Genomic DNA, 19,618 nt, shown 5'->3' with positions numbered 1-19,618 from the left:
CGCCCTCACGGCACACCCCCTGGGGCGCGGGTGGGCGTGCGGGGAACCGGCGCTTCGCCTCGGCCCCGGTTCGGGAGTCTTGAGGGCGGGGTTCTCACTGTGAGCTGGAGCTCAAAAATGCTCGGGGCATCAACCTACTGTCGCGTAACCAGGGCTTTGAGTTGCATGATCGGGTGCCATGAGCGGTTTTGGTGCGCATCTGGTGAAAGAGGACATCGTCTCCTACGTGGCCCTCGGTGACAGCTTCACCGAGGGCATGAGTGACCCCTACCCCGACAGCGACACCGTTCCGAACGGGCGCTACCGGGGGTGGGCGGACCGGCTCGCGGAGCATCTCGCCGACCACGTCGCGGAGGTGCGCTACGCCAACCTGGCCGTGCGCGGCAAGCTCGTCGGGCAGATCGTCGACGAGCAGCTTCCCCGGGCCGTCGAGCTCGCTCCGGACCTGGTCACCCTGTGCGCGGGCGGCAACGACATCATCCGCCCCGGCAGCGACCCCGACGCGGTGGCCTCCGTCTTCGAGGGCGCCGTACGCGAACTGAGCCGCACCGGCGCGCACGTCGTCGTCTTCACCGGGTTCGACACCAACTGGCAGCCGGTCATGCGCCACATGCGCGGCAAGATCGCCACCTACAACATGAACGTGCGCGCCGTCGCCGACACGTACGGCTGCGACGTCGTCGACCTGTGGAGCATGCGCATCCTCGACGACCAGCGCGCCTGGAGCTGGGACCGGCTCCACCTGTCCTCGGAGGGCCACCGCCGGATGGCCCTGAGGGTGGCCGAGGTGCTCGGCGTACCGGTCGAAGGGGACTGGAACGAGCCCTGGCCGCCGGTCGCCGCGCGTCCCTGGCGTGCCGCTCGCCAGGACGACCTGTACTGGGCCCGCGAGTTCCTGGTCCCGTGGATCGGCCGCCGGCTGACCGGCCGCTCCTCCGGCGACAACGTCCGGCCCAAGCGCCCGGTCCTGGAACCGCTCCGCCGCAACTGATCCGCTGGTCCCGTACCTGCGGCCGTCCTCACCGCGTCTCGCGCGGTGGAAGGGGCCGCAGGCACGGGATCACGGCCTGACGGGGCTCAGGAGCGGGAGCAGCGGGCGCAGGTACCGAAGACCTCCACGGTATGGGTGACGCCGGTGAAGCCGTGCTTGTCACCCATCTCCGCGGCCCAGCGCTCCACGGTCGGCCCCTCGATCTCGACAGCGGTGGAGCACACCCGGCACACGAGGTGGTGGTGGTGGCTCTCCGTGTCGCAGGCGCGGTAGACGGCCTCGCCGTCGTCGGTGCGCAGCACGTCGACCTCACCGGAGTCACTCAGGGCCTGGAGCGCCCTGTAGACGGTGGTCAGGCCGATCTTGGAGCCGCCGGCGCGAAGGGCGGCGTACAGCTCCTGGGCGCTGCGGAACTCCGGGGAAGCGCTCAGGGCCTCACGGACGGCCTCACGTCGTGCACTCATTTCCTCACCCTCCCCCAGTTGTTGCGGGCATCGTACCGACAGTCTCCCCGTCCCCCCTCGGCGGGGCCGTCGGGGGGCGGCGCCCCAGTGTGCGGCGCAGCACGCGGCCGACCGCCACGCAGACGCAGAACACGGCCAGGGCCAGGAGCACGATCGTGGCACCCGGGGAGAGATCGGAGTGGAACGCCGTGGTCAGGCCGCCCAGTGAGGACAGCAGTCCGATCAGGACGGCCAGCCCCATGGTCACCCGGAAGCTGCGGGTGAGCTGCTGGGCCGCGGCGACGGGGATGATCATCAGTGCGCTGACCATGAGCACACCCACCACCCGCATCGCGATGACGACGGTCAGCGCCGCGGTCACCGCCAGGAGGATGCTCAGGAAGCGCACCGGCAGCCCGTGTGCCTTGGCGACCTCCTCGTCGTGGCACAGCACGAACAGCTCGCGGCCGAACACCGCCACGACCAGGGCGACGCAGACGGCGAGTCCGCCCACGATCCAGACCTCCTCCTCGCTCACGGTGCTCACCGAACCGAAGAGGAACGACGTCAGGGTGGCGCTGCCGGCACCCGGGGCCAGGCCGATGAGCAGCACGCCTCCCGCGATACCGCCGTAGAACAGCAGGGCCAGTGCGACGTCGCCGCTGGCACGGGTGTGCTCGCGCACCACCTCGATGAGGACGGCCCCGAGCGTGGCCACCACGGCGGCGGTCAGGACGGGGGAGGTGTTGGTGAGCACTCCCAGTGCCACACCGGTCAGGGCGACGTGACCGATGCCGTCTCCCAGCAGGGAGAGGCGGCGCTGGACGAGGTAGGTGCCGATGACCGGGGTGGCCAGGCCGACCAGCACCGCGGCGACGAGCGCCCGCCGCATGAAGTCGTACTGGAGCAGTTCAGTCACGGCCGGGTACCTCGAGTCTGATCAGGTCCGCGGGGCTCTGGCTCTCGGCCGCCTCCGGGGCGTTGGGATCGGGATGGGGGTGTTGGTGCTCGTGCCCGGGCCGGGCGCACTCCCCGGAGGGCTTCGGCGGGATGCCGTCGTGCACGACACGGCCGCCTTCCAGCACCACGGCGCGCTCGATGACGTCCTCCAGCGGCCCCAGCTCGTGCAGGACCAGGACGACGGTGGAACCGGAGGCGCGCAGGCGGGAGAGGCTGCGGGCGAGCGCGCCCTGGCTCTCGGCGTCCACGCCGGCCATCGGCTCGTCCATGACGAAGGTGTCGGGCCGCCCGGCCAGGGCGCGGGCGATGAGCACACGCTGCTGCTGCCCGCCCGACAGTTCGCGCACCGAGGCCCCGGCCCGGTCGGCCAGGCCGACGGCCTCCAGGGCCTCGTCGACGGCGACCCGGTCGGCGCGGCCGGGGAGGGAGAGGCGGCGGCGCGCGGCGACCCGCCCCGAGGAGACGACCTCGCGCACGGTCGCGGGCACACCGCCTCCGGCGGTGAGCCTCTGGGGGACGTAGCCGATGCGCCTCCAGTCGCGGAAGCGCCGCAGCGGTGTGCCGTGGAGGCGGATCTCGCCGGAGGCGAGCGGCACGATGCCGAGCATCGCGCGCATCAGGGTGGACTTGCCCGAGCCGTTGGCGCCCAGCACCGCGACGGTCTGACCCGCCGGTATGTCGACGCTCACCCCGTCGAGAACGAGGTCACCGTCGTAGGCGACGCGGGCGTCGACGGTTTGGAAGGCGAGGGGTGCGGGAGCGCCGCTGGACTGGACAGACACACCCTCAGTATCGCGAAAACGAAAATGGTTGTCAAAATACGCGCGAGGTGGAACGACGTCCTCCGCGCAGGTCGGAGGCTCAGTGGCCGAGCGCCCGTGCCAGTGCGAGGAACAGCACGACCACGACGACGAGGACCCGGGGAAGCCGCTGCCGCCGGTCGAGGGAGGGCCATGCCAGGAACGCCAGCCACCCGAGGAAGGCGGCGACCAGCACGAGGCAGAGCGCGCTCGCGGGCCCGGGGGCCGCCAGCCCCGCGATGAAGAGGAGACCCATGGCCGGCAGCACCAGTCGGCGCGGGCCCCGCGTCAGCCACACGAGCGGCACCGCGCTGCGGCGCTCCACCATCCGGCGCACCGCGCCCCTGGGGGCGCTCCCCGAGGGCGGGGCGCTTCCCGGGTCCTGACTCTGCTGCTCGTCGCCGTGCTCAGGAAGGGCCATGCTGTCCGTTCCGCTCAGGGGGCCCGTGCCTCGGGCCGGTCCAGGTCCGTCCTACCCAGAACCTACCGGTCTTTCATGCGCATTTCGCTCACGCGAAGTAGGTAATCCTCTACAGTCGGTTGTCATAGCCTGTCAGACCACATCAGCCCGCCTCGCATGCCCCCCGCGGCGGCCGCCCGGAGAGTGCCAACTTTCGTGACCCCGACAGCCATCGTGACGTTCGACGTCACCGAGCCGCACCTGCAGTACTGCCTCGACTCCCTGGCCCGCCAGAGCGCGGCCGCGGGAGCCTCCGGCGGAAGCCCCCGTCCGGGGGAGAGGACGGAGGTCGTCCTCGTACCGGTACGCACCGACGCGGAGGAGGATCCGGGGGGCGGGGAGGACGAACACGGGGACGAGACGACCGACACCGCCCGTGAGAACGGGCTCGCGGCCGCCGAGGCCTGGGCCGGGACGCCGCCGCCCGGCGTCCTCGCCGTCCTCCTGGCCGACGGCCCCGCCTCCGACCACGCCGCCGCCCGGGCCCTGGGGGCCGCCGCCGCGCACGGCACCCACCTGCTCTTCCTCGAAGGCTGCGACGCGCTCACCGGCTACGCCCTCTCCTACCTCGCGGGCAGCGCCGCCGACACCCGCTCCGACCTCGTCGTCGGCAATGTCCACAAGTTCAACGAGCTGGGTGCCGCGCCCTCCAAGCGGCACCGCAGGTACTACGGGAGGCACCGCGTCGCCGAGGACCCGCGCCACGTCCCCGGGCTGGCCGCCGACCGAGCCGTCGGCAACAAGCTGTGGCGCCGGGACTTCTGGGAGTCCCTTCCGGATCACGGACTGGCCCCCGAGGACGCCGACCTCGCCCTGCGGCGCGCCGCCATGGCCGCCCGCTCCGTCGACGTCCTGCCCGGCCCCGTCCTGCTGCGGCGCGAACGGCAGGCGTCCGGGCCCCGGTTGGAGGCGAGGGCCCTCACCCGGCGCCTCACCGCGATGACCCGGCTCGCGGCCACCCTTCCCGGAGCCGACCGCGAACTGTGGGACCGCACCCTCCTGAAGGGGGAGATCCACCACCTCCTGCTGCGGCTCGGCGACGCGGACGAGGAGGCGCGCGCCGCCGCGGTCGTCCAGGTCAACGCCTACCTCGACCACGTCCCGGACTCCCTCCTGCGTGGTCTGGGCACTCTGGACCGGCTCCTCTACCACCTCGTCCGCAGGCACCGCGTCGACGACCTGATGGAGGTCGCCACCTTTGCCCGCAGCGTGGAGATCACCAAGGCCACACTCGCCCGCCGCGGCCTGTCCTACTACCTCCGCTACCCCTTCTTCGAGTCCCGCGACCCCGCCAAGGCGGTGCCCCGCGAGATCTACCGGGTCGACGAGGAGATCAAGGTCCGCCAGAAGACGGAGCGGATCCACTGGGAGGAGGGGCGCCTGCACGTCAGCGGCAGACTCGGCATCCGCCACCTGCGCGCCCACCGCCGCTGGCACCAGCACGTGGCCGCCTTCGCCGTCGGACCCGGAGGCCGCCGCCTCCGCCTGCCCGTGCGCGTGCGCCGTGCCGCGGAGTACCGCCTGCCCGACGTCGCCGATGCCGCCCGCCACGACCTCGGCGGCTTCACCGTCGTCCTCGACCCCCGCAGGCTGCGCTCCTCCGGCCGGTGGGCGGAGGGCGCATGGAAGATCGAACTGGTCGTCCGCAACCGCGGCCTGACCCGCCGCCGGTTCGTCTCCAACCCCGTCCCGGGGCCGCCGGAGCGCCCCGAGGCCCTCCATGTCGGCGACGGGGTGTGGATCCGCCCCCACTGGGACCGCGACCACCACCTGGCCGTGAGCGTCGAGCACACCCGTGCCCGCGTCACCGCCCACCGCCTCGACGCCGCGTCCCGGACCCTGGAGATCGAGGGAGACCTGCTCTCGCCCCCCGCCGGTGAGGCGGTCGAGCTGCGGCTCGTCCGCCGCCCGGGGACCGCCGTCCTGGTCCGCCCGCTCACGGTCGACGGCGACCGCTTCACCGCCCGTGTCGGGGCCGATGAGCTCTTCGCCCTCGGCGTCAGCGAGTGCGGCGGTGTCATCCGCCAGGAGGAGTGGGACGTGCACCTCCTCACCCCGGCGAGGGAGACCGTCGACCTGATCCTGGCTGGGGACGCCGGAACCGCCTCCTACACCGGGGTCGGCAGCAGGCAGGAGCTGGCGGTGCTGCGTACGGTCACCGGCCGCATGAAGCTGCGCGCCGGACACGCCCGTCCCGTCGTGGACAGCGCGGCCTGGGAAGGCCGGGCCCTCCTGCTGTCGGGGAGCTTCCGCGCGGACAGCGGGATGGAGATGGTGCTCCGGGCCCGGGGCCGCGACGCCGAGCACCCGCTCACCGTCGAGCGCTCGGGGGACCGCTTCACCGCCCGCTTCGCCCCCGCGGACGTCCCGACGCTCTCGGGGGTCCTCTCCCTGCCCGCGGGCACCTATCAGCTGTGCGCGCGGATCGGCCCTCCCACGGGCGCAGCCGACATCGACGCGGGCGTGGACTTCACCGACACCGTGATCAGCGGCATGCCCCTGGAGATGCGGACCTCCGAGCGCGCCTACACGCTCTCCTACCACGGGGCGGGCATCCCGGTGCTCCAGGTCGCGAGCGACCTGCGGGCCTCCGAGCGCGGCACCTTCGCCCAGCGGGAACTGCGCGAGACGTTCTACCCGGCCCGGCGCGGGGAACCGATCATCGAGGACGTCCTGTTCGACAGCTACACCGGCCGCCAGTACTCCGACAGCCCCAGCAGCATCCACGCCGAGCTGCGCAAGCGGGAGCGCTGGGCCGAGTACCCGATGTCGTGGCTGGTCGCCGACGGGCAGGTGCGCCCGCCCGCGGACCTGAGGCCGGTACGCCACCGGGGACGGGAGTACTACGAGGCGCTCGCGCGCAGCCGCTACCTGGTCACCAACTCCCGCCAGCCCGCCTGGTTCCACCGCCGCCCCGGCCAGGTGGTCGTCCAGACCTGGCACGGGTCGATGCTCAAGCGCATCGGCTTCGACGTGGAGAACATCCGGGGCAAGTCCCGCGACTACTTCGACAAGCTCGCCTGGGAGACCCGGCAGTGGGACTACCTGGTCTCGCCCAGCCCGTGGGCGACCCCCATCCTGCGCAGCGCCTTCCGCTTCGAGGGCGAGATCCTGGAGACCGGCTACCCGCGCAACGACGTCTTCCACTCACCCGAGCGCGACGCGATCGCCGAGCGCACCCGGCGCAGGCTCGGCCTGCCCCAGGGCAAGAGGGTCGTGCTGTACGCGCCCACCTGGCGCGACGACAAGTACTACACGCGGGGCAAGCACAAGCTCGACCTCCACCTCGACCTGCAGCACATGTACGACAAGCTCGGCCGGGACCACGTGCTGCTCGTGCGCCGCCACCCGCGCGTGGTCGACAGCGTCCCCGTCGTGGGCCGGGACTTCGTCCGCGACGTGTCCCTCTACCCCGAGGTCATGGAGCTGTTCCTCGTCACCGACGTGCTCGTCACCGACTACTCGTCGATGATGTTCGACTTCGCCAACACCGGCCGTCCGATGCTCTTCTTCACCTACGACCTGGAGAGCTACCGGGACAACCTGCGCGGGTTCTACTTCGACTTCGAGGAGACCGCGCCGGGGCCGCTGCTGACCGAGTCCGACGACGTCGTCTCCGCCCTGCTCGACATCGACGCGGTGGCCGAGCGCAGCCGCGGCGCCTACCGCTCCTTCGTCGAGCGGTTCTGTCCCCTCGACGACGGAGGCGCCGCCACCAGGGTCGTGGAGAGGGTCTTCGGCGGATAGGGGAGAATGGGCGGCGTGATCGTCATCACCCGCTACTCCGTGCCCGAGGCCGAGACCGAGGCCTTCCGAAGCGACGCCGCGGCGGCGGTGGAGGTGCTCTCCCGGCGACCCGGCTACCGGGGCCACCGGATCGGCCGGGCCGCCGACGACCCCTCGCTGTGGACCGTGGTCACGGAGTGGGACGGCGCCGGGTTCTACCGCAGGGCGCTGTCCGACTTCGAGGTCAAGGTGACCGCCGTGCCGCTGCTGTCGCGCGCCGTCGACGAGCCGACCGCGTTCGAGGTCCTCGACGGGCGCGAACCGGCCTGAAACCCCCCTGCGGCCGGGCCGCCGGGGCCCGGGCATCCGGTTCTTGCCCTAGCCTGGGGGAACACGGGCGATCGCCGCCGCTTCCTGCGGTGGCGTACCGCCCTCCCGTTCCCTTAACCGAGCGATGTATCGCGCACCGCGATCCACCGACCGCCAGCCGGATGGAGAGTCACGCCATGGCCGTCAAGTCAGAGGCAGTCGACGCACTGGTCAACCTCGCCAAGCGCCGAGGACTGGTCTACCCCTCGAGCGAGATCTACGGTGGCCTGCGCGCCGCCTGGGACTACGGCCCCCTGGGTGTGGAGCTGAAGAACAACGTCAAGCGCCAGTGGTGGCGCGCGATGGTGCAGGAGCGCGAGGACGTCGTGGGCCTCGACTCCAGTGTCATCCTGGCCCGCGAGGTCTGGGAGGCCTCCGGCCACGTGACGGCGTTCGTCGACCCCCTCACCGAGTGCCAGTCCTGCCACAAGCGCTTCCGAGCCGACCACCTCGTCGAGGCCTACGAGGAGAAGCACGGCAAGGAGCCCGAGGGCGGCCTGTCCGCGCTCGCCTGCCCCAGCTGCGGCGCGAAGGATTCCTTCACCGAGCCGCGCATGTTCAACGGCCTGCTGCGCACCTTCCTGGGCCCGGTCCAGGACGAGAAGGGCCTGGCCTACCTGCGCCCCGAAACCGCGCAGGGCATCTTCGTCAACTACAAGAACGTCGAGCAGAGCTCCCGCCGCAAGATCCCCTTCGGCATCGGCCAGATCGGCAAGTCGTTCCGCAACGAGATCACGCCCGGCAACTTCATCTTCCGCACCCGCGAGTTCGAGCAGATGGAGATGGAGTTCTTCTGCAAGCCGGGCAGCGACGAGGAGTGGCACGAGTACTGGATCGACACCCGCATGCAGTGGTACGTCGACCTGGGCATCGCCAAGGACGACCTTCGCCTGTACGAGCACCCGCAGGAGAAGCTGTCCCACTACTCCAAGCGCACGGTGGACATCGAGTACCGCTTCAACTTCGTGGGCAGTGAGTGGGGCGAGCTGGAAGGCATCGCCAACCGCACCGACTACGACCTGAAGACGCACTCCGAGGCCTCCGGCGTCGACCTGTCCTACTTCGACCAGGTCAACAACGAGCGCTACTTCCCGTACGTCATCGAGCCCGCGGCGGGTGTCGACCGGGCGGTCCTGACGTTCATGCTGGACGCCTACAACGTCGACGAGGCACCCAATGCCAAGGGCAAGCTGGAAAAGCGCGCCGTCATGCGCCTGGACCCGCGCCTGGCCCCGGTCAAGGTCGCGGTGCTGCCGCTGTCGCGCAACACCGACCTGTCGCCCAAGGCCCGCGACCTCGCCGCCCAGCTGCGCCGCCGCTGGAACGTGGAGTTCGACGACGCCGGCGCGATCGGCCGCCGCTACCGCCGCCAGGACGAGATCGGCACCCCGTTCTGCGTGACGGTGGACTTCGACACCCTGGAGGACGGCGCGGTCACCGTGCGCGAGCGCGACACCATGTCCCAGGAGCGCGTCTCCCTCGACCGGGTGGAGACCTACCTCTTCGAGCGTCTGCCCGGCTGCTAGGGCCTGTTCCCGGGATCATCTCGGGCCGCACGGCCGCCCGCCCCGGCGAAGGGGCGGGCGGCCGCTGCCGTTTCCCGGTGCGGGAGCCGGCCCCCGTGCGTCGGTGGCGCGCCGCGTCCGTTCCGCCCCGGAGCGGTCAGCCCGCGGTGTAGACCACGAACGACACCGCGATGTAGTGGCACACGAAGGCCGCGATGGTCAGCGAGTGGAAGATCTCGTGGAAGCCGAACCAGCGCGGTGCCGGGTCGGGCCGCTTGAGGCCGTAGACCACGGCGCCCACGCTGTAGAGCACACCGCCGACCAGGACGAGGATCCACGTCGCAGGGTGCGTGCCGCCGACCAGGTCGGGGATGAACAGCACGGCCACCCAGCCGATCGCCAGGTACAGGGCCGTGGACAGCCAGCGCGGCGCACCCAGCCACAGGAGCTTGAACCCGACCCCGGCGATCGCCCCGCCCCAGATCAGCACGAGCATGGCCGTGCGCAGGCCGCCCTCCAGGACCAGCACCACGAAGGGCGTGTAGGTTCCCGCGATGATGAGGTAGATGTTCGAGTGGTCCATGCGGCGCAGTACCTTCTGCGCGCGCGGGGACCAGCGCCCCACGTGGTAGATCGCCGAGGTGCTGAAGAGCATCACCGAGCTGAGCGCGTACACCGCGCTGGCGAAGAACGCCGGCGGTGTGGGGGACAGGCACACCAGGACGATGCCCGCGGCCAGGGCCAGCGGCGCCGTACCCAGGTGCAGCCAGCCGCGCAATCGCGGTTTGACCGCGTCCAGGAACTCCCCGGCCGCGGCGGCGGCGCGTTCGGGCGCCGACACGCTGCCGCGCCCCGGCCTCTCCTCGTTCGCGTATCCGGCATCTTCCCCTGACACGTCACGTCCTTCCCTGCCGGGGTCCGCGCCGCTGCGGACCTTGCGAGAAGCCTAACTTACGCAACCGTAGGTTACTTGACGGTAGAGGTGTGTCCCCCCGCACAACGGACTCCGCCGGAGGGGTTGTCGGAAAATTGGTCGGACGGCCCGAGGAAGCCTTCCCCGGAGCGGTGGGGACCGTGGGGTTTGCCGTCCTTTCCCCCTGGTGACCTGCGCAGAAGCCGGTGTCCCGATGCGCGGGGTGCTCGGGAGGGCGCGCGTCGCACGCGCTTTTCCCGCTGGACCATTGGTATAGACCTCTACGATGCTTCTGAACTGGGAATATGCTCGGAAGGGGGAGTTCATGGGGCTTCTTGCCCGCAGAGAATGAGTAGAGTCTCGCCCATTCGGACAGGGGTCGGACCGCACGGCTCCGACGAGTCGAGGAGGAGAGCCCCCGTGGCCAAGTACGTCTACAAGTTCACCGAGGGCAACAAGGACCTCAAGGACCTTCTCGGCGGCAAGGGCGCGAACCTGGCGGAGATGACCAATCTCGGCCTGCCGGTACCGCCCGGATTCACCATCACCACCGAGGCCTGCCGCCACTACCTCGACAGCGGAAGCGTCCCCGACGGACTGGACACCGAGATCGAGGAGCACCTCGCGGAACTCGAGAAGGCCATGGGGCGCCGCCTCGGTCAGCCCGACGACCCCCTGCTGGTGAGCGTACGCTCGGGTGCGCGCTTCTCCATGCCGGGCATGATGGAGACCGTCCTCAACATCGGCCTCAACGACGAGTCCGTGGTCGGCCTGGCCCGCCAGGGCGGTGACGAGCGCTTCGCCTGGGACTCCTACCGGCGCCTGGTGCAGATGTTCGGCAAGACCGTCCTGGGCATCGACGGCGAACTGTTCGAGGACGCCATCGACGAGCGCAAGGCAGCCAAGGGCGTCACCAGCGACCTCGACCTGGACGCCGACGACTTCCGCGGCCTTGTCGACCGCTTCAAGGACGTCGTACGGGAGCAGACCGGCCGGCCCTTCCCCACCGACCCCCGCGAGCAGATGGACCTGGCCGTCAAGGCCGTGTTCGACTCCTGGAACGCGCCCCGCGCCGTCCTCTACCGCCGGCAGGAGCGCATCCCCGCCGACCTCGGCACCGCCGTCAACATCTGCTCCATGGTCTTCGGCAACCTCGGGATGGACTCCGGCACCGGTGTCGCCTTCACCCGCGACCCCGCCTCGGGCCGGCAGGGCGTCTACGGCGACTACCTCCAGAACGCCCAGGGCGAGGACGTGGTGGCGGGCATCCGCAACACCGTCCCCCTCGCCGACCTGGAGGACATCGACCCCGACAGCTACCGCGAGCTGATGGGGATCATGGAGACCCTGGAGAACCACTACCGCGACCTGTGCGACATCGAGTTCACGATCGAGCGCGGCAAGCTGTGGATGCTCCAGACACGTGTGGGCAAGCGCACCGCCGCCGCGGCCTTCCGCATCGCCGACCAGCTCGTCGACCAGGGCATGATCACCCTCGACGAGGCGGTCCAGCGCGTCACCGGCGACCAGCTCGCCCAGCTGATGTTCCCCCGCTTCGACGAGAAGGCCGTCGCGTCGGGCGGTGTGCGGCGCCTCGGCCGCGGCATGAACGCCTCCCCGGGCGCGGCCGTCGGAAAGGCCGTCTTCGACTCCTACACCGCCGTCAAGTGGTCGCGCAGCGGCGAGAAGGTCATCCTCTGCCGCCGCGAGACCAACCCCGACGACCTCGAGGGCATGATCGCCGCCGAGGGCATCCTCACCAGCCGCGGAGGCAAGACCTCCCACGCCGCCGTCGTCGCCCGCGGCATGGGCAAGACCTGCGTCTGCGGAGCCGAGGAGCTCGACGTCGACACCAAGAACCGGCGCCTGACCGCCCCCGGCGGCCAGGTGATCGAGGAAGGCGACGTCATCTCCATCGACGGGGCCAGCGGCGAGGTCTTCCTCGGCGAGGTACCCGTGGTCGACTCCCCGGTCGTGCGCTACTTCGAGGGCGAGATCGACCCCGCCTCCGATGAGGCCGACGACCTGGTGTGCGCCGTCGACCGGCTCATGCACTACGTGGACGCCGCCCGCCGCATGCGCGTGCGCGCCAACGCCGACACCCCCGAGGACGCCGCCCGCGCCCGGCGCATGGGAGCCCAGGGCATCGGCCTGTGCCGTACCGAGCACATGTTCCTGGGCGACCGGCGCCAGCTCGTGGAGAGGCTCATCCTCGCCGACACCGAGGCGGAGCAGGTCGAGGCCCTCGACGCGCTGCTCCCGATGCAGCGCGCCGACTTCACCGGCATCCTGGAGTCCATGGACGGCCTGCCCGTCACGGTGCGCCTGCTCGACCCGCCGCTGCACGAGTTCCTGCCCGACATCACCGAACTGTCGGTGCGCGTCGCCGTGGCCGAGGCCCGCGGCGAGAGCCACGAGAACGATCTGCGCCTGCTCCAGGCCGTGCACAAGCTCCACGAGCAGAACCCGATGCTGGGCCTGCGCGGAGTGCGTCTCGGCCTCGTGGTGCCCGGCCTGTTCACCATGCAGGTGCGGGCCGTCGCCCTGGCCGCGGTGGACCGGATCCGGGAGGGCGGACGCCCCCGCCCCGAGATCATGATTCCGCTGGTGGGCACGGTCCAGGAGCTGGAGATCATCCGCGACGAGGCCCAGCGCGTGCTGCGCGAGGTGGGCCGGGAGCACGGTGTGGAGCTCGACCTCCCCGTCGGCACCATGATCGAGCTGCCCCGGGCCGCGCTCACCGCCGGGCAGATCGCGGAGAACGCCGAGTTCTTCTCCTTCGGCACCAACGACCTCACCCAGACGGTGTGGGGATTCTCCCGCGACGACGTCGAGGCCTCCTTCTTCTCCGCCTACCTGGAGAAGGGCGTGTTCGGGGTGTCCCCGTTCGAGTCGCTGGACGTGGACGGCGTGGGCCGACTCGTCCGCATCGCCGCCGAGGAGGGCCGGGCCGCCCGCCCGGACATCAAGCTCGGCGTGTGCGGCGAGCACGGCGGCGACCCGGCCTCGGTGCACTTCTTCCACGAGGTCGGTCTGGACTACGTGTCCTGCTCGCCGTTCCGTGTCCCGGTCGCCCGCCTGGAGGCGGGCCGCGCCGCCGGCCGCACTGCGGGCTGACACCGGGGGAGGGGCCGGAGGGGCGGCGGCGGGGGCCGCCGCCCCTCGCACCCGGCGGGAGACCTGCCGCCGTGCGGGGGCTCCGCCCCCGTGGCCCGCGCAGGTCCCGGTGGAAAAATCCCCTGTGACCTTTTCGTGATATTGTTCTGGGGGTCGATACGGCCACCGTCCCCCGCTCTCCCCCTTCCGGCGCCGATCACGGGCGTCGTTTCCGCATCACCGGGCCCGCGCGGTCCGGAAGTCCCCGGAACCAGCAGCGGGCCGGTGCCGTCCCAGTCGCGTGATGACCCAGGTCAGGAAGCAGTGCGGAGGTGGGCCGGTGCGAACGGCGAATGACGGAGGCGGAAACGAGCCGCGGAGCGGTTTCGCCGCCGGGGCCTCCCCCGATGACGAGGCCACCCGTGTCTTCACCAGGAAGGACCACTGCCCTGCCGACCCCGACGCCACCCGGGTGATGGGACGCGGGGAGGCCGCGGACCCGGCGGCCACCCGCGAGTTCTCCCGCCCCGATCCGGAGGGCGACCCCGGCCCGGGCGCCTCCGCCTCCCTCACCCGCGAGTTCGTGCGCGACCGGCCCCTGCCGCGCAGTCTCGGCACCGACGAGCCCGGCAACCCCCGGCCCCGCCGCTCCCGGCCCGAGGGGGCGCGTCCGCGCGGTTCCCGCCCCGGAGGGCGCCGCCCCGCGCCTCCGCCCGGTCGTCGCACCACCGTTCCCCGCCCGCGCAGGCGCCGCTTCCGCCTGCGCTGGGCCGTCGCCCTCCTCCTGGTCCTCGCCCTGGCACTGCCCGCGGGGACCTGGGGCACGGTCTGGTACGTCGCCCGCCAGGACGAGCGCGTCCCCACCGACGCCCTCGTCGTCCTCGGGGCCAGCCAGTACAACGGCACGCCCTCACCCGTCTTCGAGGCACGCCTGCGCCATGCCCAGGTCCTCTACCTGGAGGGTGTGGCCCCCGTCATCGTCACCGTCGGCGGCAAGCAGCCCGGTGACAACTACACCGAGGCCGCCGCCGGACGCAACTGGCTGATCGAGGTCGGCGTCCCCGCCGAACAGGTGGTCGCCGTCGAGGAGGGGAGCGACACCCTCCAGAGCTTCCGCGCGGTCTCCGAGGTCTTCGAGGCCAACGGCTGGGACACCGCCACCGTGGTCTCCGACCCCTGGCACAGCCTGCGCTCGAGCGTGATGGCCTCCGACCACGGCATCGACGCCACCACCTCGCCCGCACGCTCGGGACCGGCCGTCATCGAACGGCGCACCCAGCTCTGGTACATCACGAGGGAGACCGCCTCGCTCTGGTACTACTGGATCTTCAACGACAGCAGCGACATCCGGGTCAACGCCGCCTGACCGGCGTCCGGACGAGAAGCAGTTCCGCTGCGCAACAGGGGCCACGACGATGCAGACCACCCCGCCGGCCGAGGGCACCGTTCCCGGCTACACCCGTGCCGACACCGAACGCAGGACCCGGGAGAACCGCAAGAACCGGGCCCGCGGCCCCTTCGAGCGCGACCGGGCCCGCGTCCTGCACAGCTCCGCCCTGCGCCGCCTGGCCGCCAAGACCCAGGTCGTCCAGCCCGGTGTCAGCGACTTCCCCCGGACCCGCCTCACCCACTCCCTGGAGTGCGCCCAGATCGGTCGCGAACTCGGCCAGGCCCTCGGCTGCGACCCCGACCTGGTGGAGGCCGCCTGCCTCTCCCACGACCTGGGCCACCCGCCCTTCGGGCACAACGGCGAACGCGCTCTGGACGAGGCCGCCGCCGCGTGCGGCGGCTTCGAGGGCAACGCCCAGAGCCTGCGGCTGCTGGTGCGCCTCGAGGGCAAGATCGTCGGCCCCGACGGGCGCAGCGCCGGCCTCAACCTCACCCGCGCCACGCTCGACGCCACCGTCAAGTATCCGTGGCGCCGGGGCGAAGGCGGCCGCACCGGCAAGTTCAACTGCTACCCCGACGACACCGAGGTCTTCGACTGGCTGCGCCGGGACGCACCTCCGGGGCGCACCTGCTTCGAGGCGCAGGTGATGGACTGGTCCGACGACGTCGCCTATTCCGTGCACGACGTCGAGGACGCCCTGCACGCCGGACTCGTGAGCATGGCCGCGCTCCGCAGCCCCGCGGAGCGCGCCGAGGTGGTGCGCACGGCTGCCGAGCGCTACTGCGACGCCGACCCCGCCGAACTCGAACAGGTCTTCGCCGATCTGCTGGCCCAGCCGGTCTGGCCCGACGAGTTCACCGGCGACCTCGCCTCGCTCGCCGCCCTGAAGAACCTCACCAGCGAGCTCATCGGCCGCTTCTGCCGGGCCGCCGAGCACGCCACCCGTGCCGCCTCCGGTCCGGGGCGCCTCACCCGCTACGGCGCCGACCTCATCGTCCCCCGCCGCACCCTGCTCGAATGCGCCCTGCTCAAGGCCGTTGCCGCCCACTTCGTCATGTCGCGCGAGGAGGCACTGGCCTACCAGGCCGAGGAACGCCGCACGGTCACCGAACTCGTCGACGCCCTGTGGAGGGAGGCGCCGGGGGCCCTCGATCCCCAGTTCCGCGGCCCCTTCCTGGAGGCGGCCGACGACGCGGCCGCCCTGCGCGTGGTCGTCGACCAGGTGGCCTCCCTCACCGACACCTCCGCCACCGCCCTGCACGCCCGCCTGGTGGACTGAGGAGGCCGCCGCCCTTCATCCGGACGGGGGTTGACATGTGTGATGTGAGCGCTAACACTGTTGTCTGCGTCACAGATGCGCCCCGCGCGGAACGGAGGTGCCCTCCGCATGAGCCCCCCAGGCGGCCGTACCCCGGTCATGGCGGACGTGGCCCGGCTGGCCGGAGTCTCCCACCAGACGGTGTCCCGGGTCGTCAACGGACACCCCAACGTCCGTGAGGAGACGGTGCTGCGGGTGCGGCGCGCCATCGAGGAGCTGGGCTACCACCGCAACTCCACCGCGCGTGCCCTGGTCACCCGCCGGACCAACGTGCTCGGCGTCATCGCCTTCGACACCACTCTCTTCGGCCCGGCCCGGACCCTGTCCGGGATCGAGCGTGCGGCACGCGAGGCGGGCTACTTCGTCAGCATCGTCAGCCTCGACGACGTCTCCCCGGGCGGCGTCGTCGCGGCGGCCGAGTACCTCGTCGAGCAGTCGGTGGAGGGCTGCGTGGCCATCGCCCCCCAGCGCAGCCTGGTCGAGGCGCTGGCGGGCCTGCCCGGCCCGCGCCCCCTGGTCGCGGTGGAGGGCGGGGAGGGGTCGGGGCTGCCCGTGGTGTGCGTGGACCAGGTCCAGGGCGCCCGCGAGGCCGTCCGCCACCTGCTCGACCTCGGACACGCGACCGTCCACCACATCGAGGGCCCTCCCTCCTGGCTGGAGTCGGAGGCCCGGGCCTCCGGGTGGCGCCGGGAGCTGGAGCGGGCCGGAGCGCCGGTTCCCGAACCGCTCCAGGGCGACTGGAGCCCCCGCTCGGGCTACGACCTCGGCCGCCGCCTGGTGCAGCGGCGTGCCGCGGGGGAGCGCGTCACCGCGGTCTTCGTGGCCAACGACCAGATGGCCGTCGGGGTGCTGCGCGCCCTTCACGAGGCGGGGCTGGACGTGCCGGGGGACGTCAGTGTGGCCGGTTTCGACGACGTGCCCGAGGCGGAGTTCCTCACTCCCTCGCTGACCACCGTCTTCCAGGACTTCGCCCAGGTGGGAAAGGAGAGCCTGGCGCTGCTGCTGGGCCGGATCGGCGCGGAGCGCGGCGGTTCGGCGCCGCCCCCCGGGGACGTGCGCCGGGTCGTCCCGGCACGGCTGCGGATCCGGGGCAGCAGCGGCCCCCCGCCCCCGTGAACCCGATCACTCCCGACCCCCGTCCGACCCCGGCCCCGACCCCGACCCCCTCCGGCCCCCGACGACCTCCGCCCTCTCGCCGACCCCCGACCCGCCGAAAGGGACCTTGCCGTGGACCAAGATGTTAACGCTAACAATTCGCCTCCGGCCGAGCGGAAGCTCCCGCGCGACGCCGTGGCCGTCGGGGTCGACTTCGGAACCCTGTCCGGCCGCGCCGTCGTGGTGCGCGTGAGCGACGGCGCCGAACTCGCCTGCGCCGCCCACACCTACCGGCACGGCGTCATCACCGACCGCCTTCCCGGAACGGACATCGACCTGGAACCGGAGACCGCGCTGCAGTCTCCCGAGGACTACCGCGAGGTCCTGCGCACCGCCGTCCCCGAGGCGCTGCGTGCCTCGGGAGCCTCCCCCGAGCAGGTCGTCGGCATCGGTACCGACTTCACGGCCTGCACCGTCCTTCCGGTCACGGCGGACGGCACCCCCCTGTGCGAGCTGCCCGGGCAGGCCCGGCGCCCGCACGCCTGGCCCAAACTCTGGCGCCACCACGCCGCCCAGCCCGAGGCCGACGAGATCAACGCGCTGGCAGCCGAGCGCGGTGAGAAGTGGCTCGCCCGCTACGGCGGCAGGGTCTCCTCCGAGTGGCAGTTCGCCAAGGCCCTGCAGGTCCTGCGCGACGACCCGGAGGTCTACCGGCGCACCGACCGCTGGATCGAGGCGGCCGACTGGATCGTGTGGCAGCTGTGCGGGCGTGAGACCCGCAACGTCGCCACCGCCGGCTACAAGGGCCTCCACCAGGACGGGGCCTGGCCCTCGGAGGACTTCCTCGCCGCGCTGGACCCCGGCTTCTCGGATTTCGTCCGGAAGATCGACCACCCCCTGTCCCAGCTCGGCGAACGCGCGGGCGGCCTGACCGCCGAGGCGGCGGCCTGGACCGGCCTGCCCGAGGGCCTGCCCGTGGCCGTCGGGAACATCGACGCCCACGTCACCGCCGCCGCCGCGCGGACCACCGGGCCCGGCCGGATGCTCGCCATCATGGGCACCAGCACCTGCCACGTCATGAACTCCGACGTCCGGGCCGAGGTGCCCGGCATGTGCGGGCTGGTCCTGGGCGGCATCACCCCCGGCGCGTGGGGCTACGAGGCCGGACAGAGCGGTGTCGGCGACATCTTCGGATGGTTCGCCGACAACTACGTGCCTCCCGCCTACCACGACGAGGCCCGCGCACAGGGCACGGGCCTGCACGAACTGCTCTCCGCCAAGGCCGCCGTCGCACCCGTGGGCGCCCACGGACTGGTCGCCCTGGACTGGCACAGCGGCAACCGCTCCGTCCTGGTGGACCACGACCTGTCCGGCGTCCTGGCCGGCATGACCCTGGCGACCCGGCCCGAGGAGGTCTACCGGGCCCTCGTCGAGGCCACCGCGTTCGGCACCCGGACCGTCGTCGAGGCCTTTTCCGCCTCCGGCGTCCCGGTGCGCGACCTCACCGTCGGCGGCGGTATGGTCCGCAACCCCTTCGTCCTGCAGGTCTACGCCGACGTCCTGAACCGGCCGCTGCGCGTCGTGGCCTCCGAACACGGCTGCGCGGTCGGAGCCGCCGTCCACGCCGCCGTCGCCGCGGGTGCCCACCCCGACATCCACACCGCCTCCGCGGCCATGGGCCGGGTCCGCGAGGAGACCGTCGACCCCGATCCCGTCCGGGCCGCCGCCTACGAGGAGCTCTACGCCCTCTACCGCGAGCTCCACGACCACTTCGGCCGGGGCGGCAGCCGGAGCCTGCACCGGCTGCGCGCCCTGCGCAACGCCGCCCTCGCCGGGGGCGGCACCGAGAAGGGAGACCGATGAGCACCCCGACCCCCCGGGCAGTCCCCGAGGAGCTCCGCGAGGAGGTGGACCGCCTGCGCGCACGGGTGTGCGGCCTGCACGCGGAGCTGCCCCGCTGGAACCTGGTCGCCTGGACCAGCGGCAACGTCTCGGCCCGGGTCCCCGGGGCGGACCTGATGGTGATCAAGCCCAGCGGTGTCCCCTACGGTGACCTGTCCCCGCAGGACATGGTGGTGTGCGACCTGTACGGACAGGTCGTGGAGGGGCACCGCACACCCTCCAGCGACACCGGCTCGCACGCCTACGTCTACCGGGCCCGACCCGACATCGGCGGGGTCGCACACACCCACAGCCCCTATGCCACCGCCTGGGCTGCCCGAGGCGAGGCCATCCCCTGCGTCCTCACCGCGATGGCCGACGAGTTCGGCGGTGACATCCCCGTCGGCCCCTTCGCCCTCATCGGGGGCGACGACATCGGCAGGGGGGTGGTCGCCGCCCTGGAGGGCCTGCGCTCGCCCGCCGTCCTCATGCGCGGCCACGGCGTCTTCACGGTCGGTGCCGGCGCCGAGGCCGCGGTCAAGGCCGCGGTGATGTGCGAGGACGTCGCCCGCACCGTCCACATCGCCCGTCAGGGCGGTCCCCTCGAACGCCTGCCCCAGGAGCACATCGACGCGCTCCACGACCGGTACCAGAACGCCTACGGCCAATAA

At 72.1% G+C, this 19,618-nt stretch carries 15 protein-coding genes; 10 read left to right on the top strand and 5 right to left on the bottom strand.

The window, feature by feature from the left end; all coding sequences use genetic code 11:
* The first annotated feature begins 178 nt into the window (after positions 1 to 178).
* Positions 179 to 991 carry an SGNH/GDSL hydrolase family protein gene (locus FHS13_RS17510; RefSeq protein WP_184292995.1) on the top strand — a complete coding sequence of 271 codons (813 nt, stop codon included), beginning with the start codon at positions 179 to 181 and terminating at the stop codon, positions 989 to 991.
* Positions 992 to 1,077: 86 nt separating this feature from the next.
* Here the strand turns inward: FHS13_RS17510 and FHS13_RS17505 are convergent, their stop codons facing one another.
* The 4 genes from FHS13_RS17505 to FHS13_RS17490 form a co-directional block, all read right to left on the bottom strand.
* Positions 1,078 to 1,455, bottom strand: coding sequence for a Fur family transcriptional regulator (locus FHS13_RS17505; protein ID WP_184292994.1), 378 nt, complete (start codon positions 1,453 to 1,455; stop codon positions 1,078 to 1,080).
* 4 nt (positions 1,456 to 1,459) lie between these two features.
* Positions 1,460 to 2,353 (bottom strand): iron chelate uptake ABC transporter family permease subunit, encoded by an 894-nt coding sequence (locus FHS13_RS17500; RefSeq protein WP_184292993.1) that lies wholly within the window; start codon positions 2,351 to 2,353, stop codon positions 1,460 to 1,462.
* Positions 2,346 to 3,176 (bottom strand): ATP-binding cassette domain-containing protein, encoded by an 831-nt coding sequence (locus FHS13_RS17495; RefSeq protein ID WP_184292992.1) that lies wholly within the window; start codon positions 3,174 to 3,176, stop codon positions 2,346 to 2,348. The genes FHS13_RS17500 and FHS13_RS17495 overlap by 8 nt, the downstream gene beginning before the upstream one ends.
* Positions 3,177 to 3,255: 79 nt before the next feature.
* A complete protein-coding gene (locus FHS13_RS17490) occupies positions 3,256 to 3,615 on the bottom strand; it encodes a DUF6703 family protein (protein ID WP_184292991.1) in 360 nt (119 codons plus the stop codon).
* Between the two features lie 156 nt (positions 3,616 to 3,771).
* Between FHS13_RS17490 and FHS13_RS17485 the strand changes: the two genes are divergently transcribed.
* The 3 genes from FHS13_RS17485 (at position 3,772) to FHS13_RS17475 (ending at position 9,275) form a co-directional block, all read left to right on the top strand.
* On the top strand, positions 3,772 to 7,401 hold the full coding sequence (locus FHS13_RS17485) for a CDP-glycerol glycerophosphotransferase family protein (RefSeq protein WP_184292990.1): 3,630 nt from the start codon (positions 3,772 to 3,774) through the stop codon (positions 7,399 to 7,401).
* Between the two features lie 15 nt (positions 7,402 to 7,416).
* Complete coding sequence (locus FHS13_RS17480; RefSeq protein WP_184292989.1) at positions 7,417 to 7,710, top strand: antibiotic biosynthesis monooxygenase; 294 nt, start codon at positions 7,417 to 7,419, stop codon at positions 7,708 to 7,710.
* Positions 7,711 to 7,886: 176 nt separating this feature from the next.
* Positions 7,887 to 9,275, top strand: coding sequence for a glycine--tRNA ligase (locus tag FHS13_RS17475; protein ID WP_184292988.1), 1,389 nt, complete (start codon positions 7,887 to 7,889; stop codon positions 9,273 to 9,275).
* 136 nt (positions 9,276 to 9,411) lie between these two features.
* Here the strand turns inward: FHS13_RS17475 and trhA are convergent, their stop codons facing one another.
* Positions 9,412 to 10,149, bottom strand: a complete 738-nt coding sequence (gene trhA, locus FHS13_RS17470; RefSeq protein WP_420220848.1) for a PAQR family membrane homeostasis protein TrhA — start codon at positions 10,147 to 10,149, stop codon at positions 9,412 to 9,414.
* Positions 10,150 to 10,587: 438 nt separating this feature from the next.
* On the opposite strand from trhA, the gene ppdK reads away from it, so the two are divergent.
* From ppdK to FHS13_RS17440, 6 genes are all read left to right on the top strand, one after another.
* A complete protein-coding gene (gene ppdK / locus FHS13_RS17465) occupies positions 10,588 to 13,284 on the top strand; it encodes a pyruvate, phosphate dikinase (RefSeq protein ID WP_184292987.1) in 2,697 nt (898 codons plus the stop codon).
* A gap of 319 nt (positions 13,285 to 13,603) precedes the next feature.
* Positions 13,604 to 14,629 carry an ElyC/SanA/YdcF family protein gene (locus FHS13_RS17460; protein ID WP_184292986.1) on the top strand — a complete coding sequence of 342 codons (1,026 nt, stop codon included), beginning with the start codon at positions 13,604 to 13,606 and terminating at the stop codon, positions 14,627 to 14,629.
* A 49-nt stretch (positions 14,630 to 14,678) separates the two neighbouring features.
* Complete coding sequence (locus tag FHS13_RS17455) at positions 14,679 to 15,932, top strand: deoxyguanosinetriphosphate triphosphohydrolase (protein ID WP_184292985.1); 1,254 nt, start codon at positions 14,679 to 14,681, stop codon at positions 15,930 to 15,932.
* 108 nt (positions 15,933 to 16,040) lie between these two features.
* Entirely contained in the window at positions 16,041 to 17,087 is a 1,047-nt protein-coding gene (locus FHS13_RS17450; RefSeq protein WP_246405362.1) for a LacI family DNA-binding transcriptional regulator, read from the top strand.
* A gap of 174 nt (positions 17,088 to 17,261) precedes the next feature.
* A complete protein-coding gene (araB, locus tag FHS13_RS17445; RefSeq protein ID WP_184293021.1) occupies positions 17,262 to 18,929 on the top strand; it encodes a ribulokinase in 1,668 nt (555 codons plus the stop codon).
* Complete coding sequence (locus tag FHS13_RS17440) at positions 18,926 to 19,618, top strand: L-ribulose-5-phosphate 4-epimerase (protein ID WP_184292984.1); 693 nt, start codon at positions 18,926 to 18,928, stop codon at positions 19,616 to 19,618. Before araB ends, FHS13_RS17440 begins: the two co-directional genes overlap by 4 nt.

Source organism: Nocardiopsis algeriensis, assembly GCF_014203695.1.
Taxonomy (GTDB): domain Bacteria; phylum Actinomycetota; class Actinomycetes; order Streptosporangiales; family Streptosporangiaceae; genus Nocardiopsis; species Nocardiopsis algeriensis.
This window is presented reverse-complemented; position numbering and strand designations above follow the sequence as displayed.